Raw genomic sequence first — 13,964 nt, 5'->3', positions numbered from 1 at the left:
TCACGTGAGGGTAGAGTTCCGATCGATGTCCGTGATCACACACGCGCCGGCGGCCCCGAGCGTCCTCGCCGCCCTCCGCTCGCCCCGCATGCTCACCCGAGAGGTCCTGGCCGGCATCGTCACCGCGCTGGCCCTCATCCCCGAGGCGATCTCGTTCTCCGTCGTCGCCGGGGTCGATCCCGCGGTCGGTCTGTTCTCGAGCGTCGTCATCGCGATCGTGATCTCGATCGTCGGTGGTCGCCCGGCGATGATCTCGGCCGCAGCCGGCTCGGTGGCCCTCGTCATCGCCCCGCTCGTCCGGGAGCACGGGATCGAGTACCTGGTGCCCGCGATCGTGCTGGGTGGCGTGTTCCAGCTCGTGCTCGGGTTCCTCGGGGTGGCACGGCTGATGCGCTTCATCCCGCGCAGCGTCAACGTCGCGTTCGTGAACGCCCTGGCCATCCTCATCTTCACCGCCCAGCTGCCGAACCTGCTCGGCGACGACGTCCCGTTCGTCGTCTGGCCGCTGACCGTTCTCGGCATCGCGATCATCGTCGGCTTCCCGTTCCTGACGAAGGCGATCCCCGCACCGCTCATCGCGGTCGTCGTCGTCACCGGCCTCACGATGGTGTTCAGCATCGCCGTGCCGACGGTCGGCGACGAGGGCGCCCTGCCGACGGCGCTCCCGGGCTTCGGCGGCATCACGACGCCGTTCACCTTCGAGACGCTGCAGATCATCGCCCCGTACGCGTTCGGCGTCGCGATCGTCGGCCTGATCGAGACCCTGCTCACCGCGCAGCTCGTCGACTCCATCACGGAGACGGGCTCGAGCAAGTGGCGCGAGTCGTGGGGTCAGGGCGTCGCGAACATCGCGTCCGCCTTCTTCGGTGGGACCGGCGGCTGCGCGATGATCGGCCAGACGGTGATCAACGTGAAGACCGCGGGTGCCCGGACCCGCGTCTCGACCTTCGCGGCCGGGGTCTCGGTGCTGGTCCTGACGATCGTGCTCCACGACCTCGTGGCCCAGATCCCGATGGCGGCACTGACGGCGGTCATGCTCATGGTCTGCGTCGCGACCTTCGACTGGCACAGCATCCGACCGCGCACCCTCCGACGCATGCCGCTCGGCGAGACCGCGGTCATGCTCGTCACCGTCGTCGTGGTCGTCGTGACCGAGAACCTCGCCACCGGGGTGCTCGTCGGCGTCGTCGTGGCGGCCCTGGTCTTCGCCCGACGGGTGGCGCACGTGGTGACCGTGGTCCGCGAGCCGGTCGACGACCGCACCGTGCGGTACCGGGTCCGCGGGGCGCTGTTCTTCGCCTCGTCGAACGACCTCGTCACACGGTTCTCCTACGCCGAGGACCCCGAGCACGTGATCATCGACCTGGCCGACGCCCACGTGTTCGACGCGTCCACGGTCGCAGCGCTCGACGGGGTCGAACAACGGTTCGCGAAGCACGGGTCGACCGTCGAGGTGGTGAACCTCGACTCGGGGTCGATCGCGCTGCACGGACGGCTCTCCGGCGAGCTCGGCGGCTGAGCGCTTCCGCATCCGGTGAATCCCCTGAGGGGGCGGTGGGAACCACGGGGCGACCTACACTGGAACCCATGCCCGCGACCCGTCTCCACCTCGTCCGGCACGGAGAGGTGCACAACCCGGGCCGCGTCCTCTACGGCCGGCTCCCGGGCTTCGGGCTGAGCGAACTCGGCACCCGGATGGCCCAGGCCTCCGCCACGGCCTGGAAGGACGCCGGCGTCGACGTGCGTCGGATCGTCGCGTCCCCGCTGCAGCGCACGCAGGAGTCCGCCGCACCCTGGTCGGCCGCCTACGGGCTCGACGTGACGCTCGACGAGCGCCTGATCGAACCGACGAACCGCTACGAGGGGCAGCCCCCCGGGTTCACGAAGCGCTCGCTCGGCCGCCCGGCGGAGTGGCCGTGGATCGCGAACCCGCTGCGTCCCAGCTGGGGCGAGGCGTACGAGTCGATCGCCAACCGCATGGTCGCGGCGATGACCACGGCGTGGGAGAGCGTGGACGAGGGCGACGTCGTCCTGGTCAGCCACCAGCTGCCGATCTGGATGGTCCACCGGAAGCTCGCGGGGGAGCCCCTGTGGCACGACCCGCGCAAGCGCCGCTGCGACCTGTCGAGCATCACCACCGTCGAACGTGTGCCCGCCACGTCGACCGGTCGGTTCACCGAGGTCGGGTACGCGGACCCCGCGCAGGAACTGCGCGCGACCGCCGTCGACGAAGGAGCAGTGTGAACAGCACGAGCAGTGCGCGCGTCATCAGCAAGCGGTTCGCGGTCCTCGCAGCCACGGCCGTGGCCGCCGTCCTCGTCCTGTCCGGCTGCTCGTCGGACAGCGGCGGCATCGCGAAGCAGTACGGCAACGGCACGACCCAGAACTACATCTCCGGTGACGGCGCCGTGACCGAGGTCTCCGCGAAGGACCGCACCGACCCGGTCACCTTCCGGGCCGAGGACTCGAACGGTGACACCGTCTCGTCGAAGGACCTCCGCGGCAAGGTCGTCGTCCTGAACTTCTGGTACGCCAGCTGCCCGCCGTGCCGTGCCGAGGCGAAGTACCTCAACCAGGTCCACGACGACTACGCCGACGCCGACGACGTCGCCTTCATCGGTGTCAACGTGCGTGACGAAGCAGCGACCGCGGCCGCCTTCGAGCGCACCTTCGACGTGCAGTACCCGACCGTCCTCGACCAGCGCACGGGCACGATGCAGCTGGCGATGTCCGGGCAGATCGCACCGAACGCGGTGCCCGCCACGATCGTCCTCGACACCAAGGGGCGCGTCGCTGCCCGGGTCCTCGGCGCGATCGACGGCACGAGCATCCTGAAGACCCTGGTCAGCGACGAGCTCGACGCCGGCAAGGCCTCCTGACCCGTGACCTCCAACCCCTTCGCCGACGCGATCCTGAGCGGCCAGATGGCCGTGGCGCTGCCCGTGGCGGCGCTCGCCGGCCTCGTGTCGTTCCTGTCCCCGTGCGTGCTGCCGCTCGTTCCGGGGTACCTCGGGTACGTCGGCGGTGTCGCCGAGGGCGGGCAGCGTCGGGGCCGTGTGGTGCTCGGCGTGCTGCTGTTCATCGCCGGGTTCACCGCGGTGTTCGTGGCGTACACCACCGTGTTCGGGGCGCTCGGCTTCTGGCTCGTCCGCTGGCGCGACCTCATCACGCAGGTCCTCGGGGTCGTCGTGATCGCGATGGGCCTGGTGTTCGTCGGTCGGTTCACGTTCCTGCAGCGCACCATCAAGCCCGGCTGGACCCCGGCCACCGGGCTCCTCGGCGCCCCCTTGCTCGGCATCGTGTTCGGCCTCGGCTGGACCCCGTGCCTCGGCCCGACCCTGGCGGCCATCAACCTGCTCAGTGTCCAGTCGGGCAGCGCCTGGCAGGGCATGTGGCTCGGGGTGGCGTACTGCCTCGGGCTCGGCATCCCGTTCGTCCTCGTCGCCCTCGGCGCCGGCTGGGCCACGGGGGCCATCGCGGCGGTGAAGCGTCACATGCGCACCGTCAACATCATCGGAGGAGCGATCCTGATCGTCATCGGTCTGCTCATGGTCACCGGTATCTGGTCGGCCGTCATGTCGAGCGTCGGGGCGGTGATCCAGAGCTTTGTCCCCGCGGTCTGACCTCAACGAGCACATCCCGACGGGCGCAGGCGACGGGGCCGACAGCGCCTCCGACCCGCAGCGACCGTCCGACCACGTCGACGGCTCCGGCCCCACCGACGGCGGCGTCAACCAGCCGAGGCTGGGTTTCGTCGGGTACCTCCGGTTCTTCTGGCGGCAGCTGACGAGCATGCGCACGGCGCTGTTCCTGCTCATGCTGCTCGCCCTCGCGGCGATCCCGGGCTCGCTCGTCCCGCAGCGCACCGCCGACCCGAACGGCGTCGTGCAGTACAAGGCGGACCACCCGCAGCTCTACCCGGTCCTCGACAAGCTCCAGGTCTTCGACACCTACACCTCGGTGTGGTTCTCCGCGATCTACCTGCTGCTCTTCATCTCGCTCATCGGCTGCATCGTGCCCCGCACGAAGCACCACTGGCAGGCACTGCGGACACGGCCGCCGAGGACCCCGGCGCGCCTGGCGCGACTGGCGGGCTTCCGCACCGTGGCGGTGCAGCCGGACGCGATGATCGACGGGACGACCGGGATCGACGCGACCACGGGCCTCCCGTCCGCCGAGCATGCGGTGACGCGCGCGATGGCGATCCTGAAGCGGTCCGGGTACCGCGTCGAGCGGTTCGGCGACTCGGTGAGCGCGGAGCGCGGCTACCTGCGCGAGACCGGCAACCTGGTGTTCCACGCCGCCCTCGTCGGGGTGCTCCTGGCGGTCGGTGTCGGCGGCGGTTTCGGCTTCACCGGACAGCGCCTGCTGGTCGAGGGTCAGACGTTCTCGAACGTGCTCGGCTCGTACGACTCGTTCAACCCCGGCCGCTGGTTCCAGCAGACCGACCTGAAGGGCTACAACCTCCGGCTCGACAAGTTCGTGACGAAGTACGAGGAGCGCAACCTCGACGCCCTCGGCCAGGCGCTCGACTACTCGGCCACCGTCACGAGCACCGAGAAGGGCGGCGAGCCGAAGACGAGCCGCCTCGGTGTGAACGAACCGCTGCACGTCGGGGGTACGAACGTCTACCTGCTCGGCAACGGCTACGCGATGCAGGTCACGGTGCGCGACGGCGACGGCGACGTGGCGTTCAAGGACGTCGTGCCGTTCCTGCCGGAGGACGCGAACTACACCTCCACCGGCGTCATCAAGGTGCCGGACGCGAAGCCGGACCAGCTCGGCATGGTCGGGTTCTTCTACCCCACCGCGTCGAAGCTCGCGAGCGGCGCGTACTCGAGTGCCTACCCGGACACCCAGAACCCGCTGTTGACGCTGCAGGTCTACACGGGCGACCTCGGGCTCGACAGCGGTGTGCCGCAGAGCGTGTACACGCTCAGCACCAAGGGTCTCGACCAGATCGCCGGACGGCAGTCGGACACCGCGAGCATCGCGCTCGAGCCCGGTCAGACGAAGAAGCTGCCGGAGGGCGCCGGGTCGATCACCTTCGACGGCGTCAAGCGGTACGTCTCCCTCGACGTCCACCACGACCCCTCGCAGCTCTGGGTGGGCGGGTTCGCCCTGCTCTCCACCCTCGGTCTGCTCACCTCGCTGTTCGTCCCGCGCCGCCGCGTCTGGGTGAAGGTCGTCCCGCGTCGCGACGCGCAGGACGGCGAGTACGACCTCGAGTACGCCGGACTCGCGCGCGGCGAAGACCCGAACCTCGAACGGGCCGTCGCGGACATCGCACAGCGCCACACGTCGGACCTCGGAGTTAGGATGCCCCAGTGAACGACATGACCACGAACCTCGCGACCTACTCGGTCGTGCTCACGTACTCCGCGATGGCGGTGTACGTGGTCGCGTTCATCTCGTTCGCCCTCGACATGGCCAAACGTTCCGGCGAGGTCACGGCCGCCGCGAAGGACGCGGGCGCCGACGACAGCTCGGCCGACACGGCCGGCACCGCGTCGGCACGCGGAGCGAAGACGGTCGCGACCGTCCGCGGCGGCACCGTCGTGCTCGAGCAGGTCGCCGCACCGCCGTCGGGTGGCTCGGCCGGCCGCGGCACGAAGTTCGAGCGCGTCGGCATGGCGATGACGATCCTCGCGCTCGTCCTGCACGTGGCCTCGGTCGTCCTGCGCGGCATCGCTGCCGACCGTGTGCCGTGGGGCAACATGTTCGAGTTCTCGCTGACCGGCACGGCGCTGATCACCCTGATCTTCCTGCTCGTGCAGTTCTGGCAGAACCTGAAGTTCCTCGGTGTCTTCATCACCGGCCTGACGATCATCCTGCTCGGCATCGCGACGGTGAACTACTGGGTCCCCGTCGTCCCGCTGCAGCCGGCCCTGCAGTCGTACTGGCTCGTCATCCACGTCTTCGTGGCGATCGCCGGCACCGGGTTCTTCGCGCTCGGCGCGGGGCTCGCGGTGGCACAGCTCGTGCAGACGTACCGCCAGGGCCGCACGGCCTCCGGCAAGCTCCGCTTCATGGCGACGCTGCCCGACGCCGACCGGCTCGAGGTCCTGACCTACCGCGTCCTGCTCGTCGGTTTCGTCCTCTGGACCTTCACCCTCATCGCCGGTGCGATCTGGGCCGAACGCGCCTGGGGTCGGTACTGGGGCTGGGACACGAAAGAGGTCTGGACCTTCATCATCTGGGTCGTCTACGCGGGCTACATCCACGCCCGTGCGACCCGCGGATGGCGCGGGGCGCGGTCGTCCTGGCTGGCCCTCATCGGCTTCGCCGCGGTGATGTTCAACTTCTCGGTCGTGAACGTCTTCTTCAAGGGCCTGCACAGCTACTCGGGTCTGTGAGCACCACGAGTCGCTGACGCGGCCCTGGTCGCGCCCACGACCGGACGGGAGGCACGGTGCCAGCTGGCACCGTGCCTCCCGTCCGTCGTTGGGCCGCGTGCAAGGCCAGGAAGACGCCGTCGTGTTGGTGGGACGCCGCGTTGTCGGCGACACGCCGCTGATCTCGGCGGCGTCTCGATGACTCGGCGGCGTCGAGAGGAGACGCCGGCGTCTTGCGGAGACGCCGGCGTCTCGTGAGGACGCGGCGCCTGCGCTACCCGGCGGCGGCGAGCAGGGCGTGCACGCTCGCCACCCGCTCACGCCACCACGCCGTGCGCTCCGGCGACGCGGCGTGCCGGTCCACCAGCTCCCGCGCGACGTCGACCCGGCGCACCGGCACCCGACCGCCGACCGGCAGCAGCGGATCGGCCGTGACGTCCCCGGCGAACATCGCAGCCGTCCCGAGCCCTGCTGCGTACCCGGGGGTCATCGCTGCGGCGGCCAGGAACGCCCCCATCCCGAGCCCGACCGAGGTGTCGAGCGCGCTGGAGACGACGCACGGCAACCCGGCGTCGGCGATGACGCCACGGGCCGCGGTGATCCCACCGAGCGGCTGGGCCTTCACGACCAGGACGTCGGCGGCACCGGCCCGTGCGACGGCGAGGGGGTCGCTCGCCTTCCGGACGCTCTCGTCCGCGGCGACCCGGACCCCGAGGCCGCTGACGCGCGACCGGAGCTCGGCGAGTTCGGGCACCGTCGCACAGGGCTGCTCGGCGTACTGCAGGTCGAACGGTGCGAGCCGCTCCAGTGCCGCGGCGGCCTGCTCGACGCTCCACAGCCCGTTCGCGTCGACCCGGACCGCGGCCTCGGGCCCCATCACCCGGCGGACTGCGGCGACACGGGCGACGTCGTCGTCGACGGTCGTGCCGGGCTCCGCGACCTTGACCTTGGCGGTGGTGCAGCCGGGGTACCGAGCGAGCAGGTCGGCGACGTCGTCGGCGGCGATCGCCGGGACGGTGGCGTTGACCGGCACGGAGTCGGCGGCCGGTTCGTGGTCCGTCCACCCGAAGTCGACGGTGGCCCGCAGCCAGGCGGCGGCCTCGGCGTCGTCGTACTCGACGAACGGCGAGAACTCGGTCCAGCCTGCGGGGCCGCGCAGCACGACCGCCTCGCGCGTGGTGATGCCGCGGAACCGCACCCGCATCGGCAGGGCCACCACGTGGGCGTCGGCGAGGAGTTCGGCGAGTTCGGGGAGCACGTCCGCCATCCTCCCACCGCACCCAGGGGGCCTGCCGGTTCCTCGGAGGGGACCGCCAGGGCGGGGCACTAGCATGCATCGGTCGGCCTCGGTCGGCGAGGGGAACGACCCGGAACGATGGAGGCTCGGTGGCGGTGGATCCGCGGCAGCGCGCAGCACAGCAGCGCGCATCGCAGCGCCCGTCCGACCCGTCGAGCGCGGCAGCCCGACCGGTGGCCGGAGCCCGACCGGCAGCGGCAACCGCAGGCCGTCCGGCAGCGGGCGCTCGACCCGCGGCGGCCCCCGGGCGCGACTCCGACGACTTCGCCCGCCTCATGCAGCGCAACACCGTCGACGTGCGGCAGACGGGTGCCACGAAGCGCCGCAACCCCGTCGTCGGCAAGATCGCACTCGGCCTCGCCGTCGTCTCCGCCGCGGTCGACGCCAGTGCCTTCGCCGTCTTCATGGGCGGTGACACGAACTTCGCCTTCGGGATCTGCTTCGTCGTCGTGTTCCTGACGCTCGTCGCCGCCGTGCTCGGGTTCGTCGCCGCCGTCGGCTCGTTCGGACGCTGGTACGGCGCCGTCGGGGTCGTCCTGGCGTTCTTCGCGAACCCAGTGATCCTCATCGTGATCATGGTGTTCGTCGCGCCGGAGATCCTGACCGACATGGGCGCCTGACCCGCCAGACGCCCGGCGGTACGTTGGGAGCATGGCTGCTCCCGTCTCCGACCTGTTCGACCCCGACGTCTGGACCACCGCTCCGATCGCGGAGCAGTTCACCGACATCACGTACCACAAGCACGTCTCCAAGGGCATCGTCCGGGTCGCCTTCGACCGTCCCGAGGTCCGCAACGCCTTCCGCCCGCGCACGGTCGACGAGCTCTACCGCGCTCTCGACGACGCCCGGCAGGACCCGCGTGTCGGCGTCGTGCTGCTCACCGGCAACGGCCCGAGCCCGAAGGACGGCGGGTGGGCGTTCTGCTCCGGCGGCGACCAGCGCATCCGCGGGCGGAGCGGCTACCAGTACGTCGGCGACGAGGGCGCACCGCCGGAGGGCGTCGACCCCGCGGCCGCGCAGGCGTCGATGGGGCGGCTGCACATCCTCGAGGTCCAGCGCCTGATCCGGATGATGCCCAAGGTCGTCATCGCGGTCGTCCCCGGCTGGGCTGCGGGCGGTGGGCACTCCCTCCACGCGATCTGCGACCTCACCATCGCGAGCGCCGAGCACGGGAAGTTCAAGCAGACCGATGCCGACGTCGGCTCGTTCGACGGCGGCTACGGCAGCGCCTACTACGCCAAGCAGATCGGGCAGAAGTTCGCCCGCGAGGTCTTCTTCCTCGCCCAGGAGTACTCCGCCCAGCGCGCGTACGAGATGGGTGCGGTGAACGCCGTGGTCCCGCACGCCGACCTGGAGCGTGAGGCGATCCGCTGGGGCGAGATCGTGCTCGGCAAGTCCCCGACGGCGATCCGGATGCTCAAGTACGCGTTCAACGCCGCGGACGACGGCATGGTCGGCCAGCAGGTGTTCGCGGGCGAGGCGACGCGGCTGGCCTACGGCACCGACGAGGCGGTCGAGGGTCGCGACTCGTTCCTCGAGAAGCGCGCTCCCGAGTGGACCGCGTTCCCCTGGCACTACTGATGCCCCGTCCGCTGGTCGCGACCGTCACGTCGGACCCGACCGGCGTGCTGCGCGCTCTGGAGGCAGCACTCGCCGGCGGCCCCGCACTGCTCCCCGTCGCCGAGGGGGCTCCGGCACTGCCGACGCCACCGCCGGCGGAGGTCCGTCAGGCGGTCGCCCTGGTGGTCGAGACGAGCGGGTCCACCGGCACCGGCAAGCGCGTGGCGCTCTCGTCCGAGGCGCTCCTCGCCGGTGCCGCCGCGGCGGACGCGGCACTCGGTGGGCCCGGGCGCTGGGTGCTCGGACTGCCGACGCACTACATCGCCGGCATCAACGTCCTGACCCGCTCGATCACCGCGGGCACCGAACCCGTCGTCGTGCCACCCGGGCACTTCGCGGCCGCCGCGTTCTCCGAGGCGGCCGAACGGCTCGTCGCCGGTCCGGCTGCGCCGCGTCGCTACACCTCGCTGGTGCCGGTGCAGCTCGCCCGTGTCCTCGACGACCCGGACGCCACGCGTGCGCTCGCCCGGTTCGACGCGGTCCTGGTCGGCGGGCAGGCCACCCCGGCGCCGCTCCGGCAGCGGGCGCTCGACGCCGGGGTCCGGATCGTGACGACGTACGGTGCGAGCGAGACGAGCGGTGGATGCGTGTACGACGGCGTCCCGTTCGGCACGGTGCGCACCGCGCTGGTCGACGGCGAGCTGCACCTGGCCGGGCCGATGCTCGCCGAGGGGTACCTCGACGACGACGCCCGCACGGCGTCGGCCTTCGTCGAACGGGACGGGCTGCGCTGGTACCGGACCGGGGACACCGCGACCCTGTCCGACGGGGTGGTCCGCGTGCTCGGACGCCTCGACGACGTGGTGATCTCCGGCGGCGAGAAGGTCCAGCTCGGTGCGGTCGAACGGCTCGTCCGCGGACTCCCCGGGCAGGAGAGCGCCGTCGTCGTGCGGCGCTCGGCGGGGGAGTGGGGCGAGGTCCCGGTCGTCGTCACCGAGCAGCCGCTCGACCTCGACACCGTGCGTACCCACGTCGGAGCCACCCTGGGGCGTGCCGCCCGCCCGGCCGACGTGGTCCTGGTGGACCGGATCCCGATGCTGCCGTCGGGCAAACCCGACCGTCGGGCCGTGCAGGCGCTCGTCGACCCGGTCCGCTCGTAGGACCGCGAGCGGCCGGGCGTTCGCATCGGCAATAAGATCGGTGCTCGTGGCACGAACGAAGAACTCGACGCAGAAGCAGGGCCGGTCCGGCAACCCGGCGAAGGCCGCTGCCCCCGCCCGCACCAAGCGGAAGGCGACCGCGCGCGACTGGATCGGCGGCGCACGCCTGCGCACCCTGACCCTCGGTGTCGTCCCGGTCGTGCTCGGCACCGCCGTCGCGTTCGTCGACAGCGGGGAGTCCGGCGACTTCGGCGACTACCTGGCGAAGGACGGCCACCTCGCGGTCGCGCTGCTCGCCCTGGCCGTGGCGCTGTTCCTGCAGATCGGCGTGAACTACAGCAACGACTACTCCGACGGCGTCCGCGGCACCGACGAGTACCGCGTCGGCCCGGCACGACTCACCGGAGCCGGCCTGGCCAAGCCCCGGACCGTGCTCACCGTCGCCCTGACGTTCTTCGGCCTGGCCGCGGTCGCCGGCCTGGTCATCGTGCTGCTCACCCAGCTGTGGTGGCTGCTGCTCGTGGGCGCTGCCGCCATCGTCGCCGCCTGGTTCTACACCGGCGGCAAGAAGCCGTACGGGTACAACGCCCTCGGCGAGGTCTTCGTCTTCGTCTTCTTCGGATTGGTCGCCGTGCTCGGCACCCAGTTCGTGCAGATCCGCGAGGTCACGGTCAGCGGCTGGGCAGCCGCGGTGGCCGCCGGGTTCTTCGCCTGCGCGGTCCTGATGGTCAACAACATCCGCGACATCGACGAGGACCAGCTGGCGGGCAAGCGCACGCTCGCCGTGGTCGTCGGTCGTCCGGTGGCCCGCGTCCTCTACGGCCTGTTCCTGATGCTGCCGTACGTCGTGCTGCTCTGGTTCGTGCTGCTGTACTTCCGCACGGGCTTCACGTACTTCTCGCTGCTGCTGGCCCTGCCGGCACTGGCGATCGGGGTGTCGTCACGGAAGCCCCGCGAGCTCATCACGGCCCTGCAGCTGTCGTCGTTCGCCTCGCTCGCCTTCGGCGTGGTGCTCGGGATCACCCTGGCCGTCCAGCCGTAGTCACACGGGCCGGCCCGCCCCCGGCCCGGCCCCGTCTGATCAGTCGGCGTCGGTGTCCCGGCGCGTTCCGTGCCGGTCGGCGTCGGACACCGGACGGACGACCGGGGTGGCCGAGGCGTCGGAGTCGGCGGCGTCGACGAAGTCGTCCTCGAAGTCCGAGTCGGCGTCGCGCTCCGGGGCGCCGCGGCGGTTCGCCAGGCTCAGGGCCACCTGCGTGCGCAGTCCGGACAGGGCGATGTACGAGATGAGCAGGCCCACCAGGGCGGCCACGATCGTCGCCCAGTACCACGGCATCGGCGTCAGGAGCAGGAGGAGCACGAGCGCCACCACGAAGATGCCGAGCCGAGCCAGGGTGTACAGGAGCCACGCTTTCACACGGTGAGTCTACGGAGCGCCGACCGGCAGGGGCATCACAGGGTCGCGACCTAGACTTCACCGCATGGTCCGCTTGTGGTTGATCGTCGCCGTGGCCGCCGTCGCCTTCACGGTGTACGCGGCCATCGACTGCGGCACGATGCCCCGTCAACGCGTCCGTTCCCTGCGTCGCGGCGTGTGGCTCCTGCTCGTCATCATCCTGCCCGTCGTCGGCGGCGTCCTCTGGTTCCTGCTCGGTCGCACCCCGGCGGCCGACCCCGGTGCCTCGGCCCGGTACCGTGGACCCGAAGACGACCCGGACTTCCTCGGCACCACGCCGGAGCCGGGCGCCACCCTCACGGACAAGGACCAGGACGACGCGACCCTCCGAGACCTCGAAGACCAGTTCCACGAGCGCGACGACGACGGCCGCACCGATCGCTGACGGCCCCGTCGGTTCGGGCAGCCCGGCGACGGACACCGCGCTCGCCCTCCTGCAGGAACTCGTGCGTGCCGGCGTCACCGACGTCGTGGTGAGCCCCGGTTCGCGTTCCCAGGCGCTCGCACTCGCGGCGGTCGCCCTGGAACGCGCCGGTGGGCTGACCGTGCACGTGCGGTTGGACGAACGGACCGCAGGGTTCTTCGCACTCGGGCTCGCGGTCGAGACGCACCGACCCGCAGCGGTGGTGACGACGTCGGGCACCGCGGTGGCGAACCTGCACCCCGCCGTGCTCGAGGCGCACCACTCCGGCGTGCCGATGATCGTGCTGAGCGCCGACCGCCCCGACGAACTGCGCGGCATCGGCAGCAACCAGACCACCGTCCAGCCGGGGATCTTCGGCCAGGCCGTCGCCTTCGTCCGCGACGTGGAGGCCCCGTCGGCGCACGGCGTCGACGCCTCGGTCCGCGACACCCTGCGCACCCTCGCCCGACAGGCCGTCGCCGCCGCAGCCGGACACACCGGGCAGCCCGGGCCGGCGCAGCTCAACGTCGCGTTCCGTGAGCCGCTGTCCGCCGGGCTCGCCCCGGAGCACGTCACTCCCGTCCCCGACGACGAGGTCGACCTGGCGTTCGCCACCCGCCGGGCGCACACCGGTCTGCCGGTCGCGGAACTCACCCCGGACGACGAACCGGGCACCGTCGTCATCGCCGGGCACGACGCCGGCGAGGACGCCGAGCGGATCGCCTGGGAACTCGGGGCGCCGCTCCTCGCCGAGGTCTCGAGCGGCGCGCGCTTCGGCCGGAACCTGGTCGTGGCCTACCGCGAACTGCTGCGCGACCCGGACCACGGCGGCGCGGTCCGCCGGGCCGTCGTGCTCGGCCACCCGACCCTCAGCAGGGAGATCCCCGCGCTCCTGCAGCGCGACGGGGTCGAGACGATCGTGGTCCGCGGACCGGCGGCCGACCCCTTCGACCCGGCCCGCGCCTCCCGACCGGACGCCGCGACCACCTTCGTGTCCGACGTCCGCGTGACGGGCCGCACCCGGCCGGAGCACCGCGCGTGGGTCGGCCGCTGGGTCGGCTCCAGCCGGCGGATCCTGGGGGACGGCGACGCCGGCCCGGACCTCGACGCCAAGCGCTCCGCCGACCGCGCCGAGCGGAACAAGTTCCTGCGTGACGAGGTCGCGCTCCGTCGCCGACCCGTCGACCGGGCCATGCTCGCCGACGCCGTCTGGGGGGTGACCTGGCCGCACGACCGGCTCGTCCTCGGGGCGTCGCAGCTCATCCGTGAAGCCGACGCCCGGGTGCTCGGCAAGAAGATCCGGGTGCACGCGAACCGTGGGCTCGCGGGCATCGACGGCACCGTCTCGACCGCACTCGGCATCGCCGCGGCGCTCGAGCAGTCCTCCGCCTCGGTGGGCACCACACGCGTGCTCCTCGGCGACCTGACGCTGCTGCACGATCTCGGAGCGTTCGTCACCGGCACCGAGGAACGCACCCACCGGGTGCAGGTCGTCGTCGGCAACGACCACGGCGGCGCGATCTTCCGCGGACTCGAGGTGGCGAAGACCACGCCGGAAGCCGACATGCGGCGGATGATGTCGACCCCGCAGCACGTCGACGTCGAGCGGGTCGTCACGGGCCTCGGGTGGGAGTACCGCCGGGCGGCGACGTGGGGTGACCTCGAGCGGGTGCTCACCGACCCCGCCGAGCGGGTCGTGATCGAGGTCCCGCTGGCGGACTGACCGGCGAGCGGCGATCGGCGACCGGCGAAC

General features: G+C 71.7%; 14 protein-coding genes. 12 read left to right on the top strand and 2 right to left on the bottom strand.

Annotation, left to right across the window (positions count from 1 at the left end; all coding sequences use genetic code 11):
- Nucleotides 1-25: 25 nt before the first annotated feature.
- The 6 genes from DEJ30_RS11630 to ccsB all read left to right on the top strand — a co-directional run bounded on the left by DEJ30_RS11630 (nucleotide 26) and on the right by ccsB (nucleotide 6,356).
- Nucleotides 26-1,519 carry a SulP family inorganic anion transporter gene (locus tag DEJ30_RS11630; protein ID WP_110861574.1) on the top strand — a complete coding sequence of 498 codons (1,494 nt, stop codon included), beginning with the start codon at nucleotides 26-28 and terminating at the stop codon, nucleotides 1,517-1,519.
- 68 nt (nucleotides 1,520-1,587) lie between these two features.
- Nucleotides 1,588-2,244, top strand: coding sequence for a histidine phosphatase family protein (locus DEJ30_RS11625; RefSeq protein WP_110861572.1), 657 nt, complete (start codon nucleotides 1,588-1,590; stop codon nucleotides 2,242-2,244).
- Nucleotides 2,241-2,879, top strand: a complete 639-nt coding sequence (locus DEJ30_RS11620) for a TlpA disulfide reductase family protein (protein ID WP_110861570.1) — start codon at nucleotides 2,241-2,243, stop codon at nucleotides 2,877-2,879. Before DEJ30_RS11625 ends, DEJ30_RS11620 begins: the two co-directional genes overlap by 4 nt.
- Nucleotides 2,880-2,924: 45 nt before the next feature.
- Entirely contained in the window at nucleotides 2,925-3,623 is a 699-nt protein-coding gene (locus DEJ30_RS11615) for a cytochrome c biogenesis CcdA family protein (protein WP_110861628.1), read from the top strand.
- Entirely contained in the window at nucleotides 3,607-5,331 is a 1,725-nt protein-coding gene (locus DEJ30_RS11610) for a cytochrome c biogenesis protein ResB (RefSeq protein ID WP_258369905.1), read from the top strand. Before DEJ30_RS11615 ends, DEJ30_RS11610 begins: the two co-directional genes overlap by 17 nt.
- 5 nt (nucleotides 5,332-5,336) lie before the next feature.
- Entirely contained in the window at nucleotides 5,337-6,356 is a 1,020-nt protein-coding gene (gene ccsB, locus DEJ30_RS11605) for a c-type cytochrome biogenesis protein CcsB (protein ID WP_110861626.1), read from the top strand.
- Between the two features lie 253 nt (nucleotides 6,357-6,609).
- Here the strand turns inward: ccsB and DEJ30_RS11600 are convergent, their stop codons facing one another.
- Nucleotides 6,610-7,602, bottom strand: a complete 993-nt coding sequence (locus tag DEJ30_RS11600; RefSeq protein WP_110861567.1) for an o-succinylbenzoate synthase — start codon at nucleotides 7,600-7,602, stop codon at nucleotides 6,610-6,612.
- A gap of 125 nt (nucleotides 7,603-7,727) precedes the next feature.
- Between DEJ30_RS11600 and DEJ30_RS11595 the strand changes: the two genes are divergently transcribed.
- Genes DEJ30_RS11595 through DEJ30_RS11580 form a run of 4 tightly spaced genes read left to right on the top strand, consistent with a single transcriptional unit; the run spans nucleotide 7,728 to nucleotide 11,394 of the window.
- Complete coding sequence (locus DEJ30_RS11595; RefSeq protein WP_146238572.1) at nucleotides 7,728-8,252, top strand: hypothetical protein; 525 nt, start codon at nucleotides 7,728-7,730, stop codon at nucleotides 8,250-8,252.
- A gap of 31 nt (nucleotides 8,253-8,283) precedes the next feature.
- Nucleotides 8,284-9,213, top strand: a complete 930-nt coding sequence (locus DEJ30_RS11590; RefSeq protein ID WP_110861563.1) for a 1,4-dihydroxy-2-naphthoyl-CoA synthase — start codon at nucleotides 8,284-8,286, stop codon at nucleotides 9,211-9,213.
- Nucleotides 9,213-10,352 carry an AMP-binding protein gene (locus DEJ30_RS11585; RefSeq protein ID WP_110861562.1) on the top strand — a complete coding sequence of 380 codons (1,140 nt, stop codon included), beginning with the start codon at nucleotides 9,213-9,215 and terminating at the stop codon, nucleotides 10,350-10,352. Before DEJ30_RS11590 ends, DEJ30_RS11585 begins: the two co-directional genes overlap by 1 nt.
- 40 nt (nucleotides 10,353-10,392) lie before the next feature.
- Nucleotides 10,393-11,394, top strand: a complete 1,002-nt coding sequence (locus tag DEJ30_RS11580; protein ID WP_110861560.1) for a 1,4-dihydroxy-2-naphthoate polyprenyltransferase — start codon at nucleotides 10,393-10,395, stop codon at nucleotides 11,392-11,394.
- A 39-nt stretch (nucleotides 11,395-11,433) separates the two neighbouring features.
- On the opposite strand, the gene DEJ30_RS11575 is transcribed toward DEJ30_RS11580, so the two are convergent.
- Nucleotides 11,434-11,769, bottom strand: a complete 336-nt coding sequence (locus DEJ30_RS11575; RefSeq protein WP_110861558.1) for a DUF4229 domain-containing protein — start codon at nucleotides 11,767-11,769, stop codon at nucleotides 11,434-11,436.
- 64 nt (nucleotides 11,770-11,833) lie between these two features.
- Between DEJ30_RS11575 and DEJ30_RS11570 the strand changes: the two genes are divergently transcribed.
- A complete protein-coding gene (locus DEJ30_RS11570; RefSeq protein WP_110861556.1) occupies nucleotides 11,834-12,193 on the top strand; it encodes a PLD nuclease N-terminal domain-containing protein in 360 nt (119 codons plus the stop codon).
- Nucleotides 12,186-13,934 (top strand): 2-succinyl-5-enolpyruvyl-6-hydroxy-3-cyclohexene-1-carboxylic-acid synthase, encoded by a 1,749-nt coding sequence (menD, locus tag DEJ30_RS11565; RefSeq protein WP_110861624.1) that lies wholly within the window; start codon nucleotides 12,186-12,188, stop codon nucleotides 13,932-13,934. The genes DEJ30_RS11570 and menD overlap by 8 nt, the downstream gene beginning before the upstream one ends.
- Nucleotides 13,935-13,964 lie beyond the last annotated feature (30 nt).

It is taken from the genome of Curtobacterium sp. MCPF17_003 (assembly GCF_003224385.1).
Lineage (GTDB): Bacteria > Actinomycetota > Actinomycetes > Actinomycetales > Microbacteriaceae > Curtobacterium > Curtobacterium flaccumfaciens.
The sequence above is the reverse complement of the archived record's forward strand: the minus strand, read 5'-3'. Positions and strand labels throughout refer to the sequence as shown.

Coding starts and splice junctions, on each gene's coding strand:
- ccsB (WP_110861626.1), top strand. CDS start 5,337: ATGACCACGAACCTCGCGACCTACTCGGTCGTGCTCACGTACTCCGCG.
- DEJ30_RS11585 (WP_110861562.1), top strand. CDS start 9,213: ATGCCCCGTCCGCTGGTCGCGACCGTCACGTCGGACCCGACCGGCGTG.
- DEJ30_RS11625 (WP_110861572.1), top strand. CDS start 1,588: ATGCCCGCGACCCGTCTCCACCTCGTCCGGCACGGAGAGGTGCACAAC.
- DEJ30_RS11615 (WP_110861628.1), top strand. CDS start 2,925: ATGGCCGTGGCGCTGCCCGTGGCGGCGCTCGCCGGCCTCGTGTCGTTC.
- DEJ30_RS11600 (WP_110861567.1), bottom strand. CDS start 7,602: ATGGCGGACGTGCTCCCCGAACTCGCCGAACTCCTCGCCGACGCCCAC.
- DEJ30_RS11630 (WP_110861574.1), top strand. CDS start 26: ATGTCCGTGATCACACACGCGCCGGCGGCCCCGAGCGTCCTCGCCGCC.
- DEJ30_RS11590 (WP_110861563.1), top strand. CDS start 8,284: ATGGCTGCTCCCGTCTCCGACCTGTTCGACCCCGACGTCTGGACCACC.
- DEJ30_RS11570 (WP_110861556.1), top strand. CDS start 11,834: ATGGTCCGCTTGTGGTTGATCGTCGCCGTGGCCGCCGTCGCCTTCACG.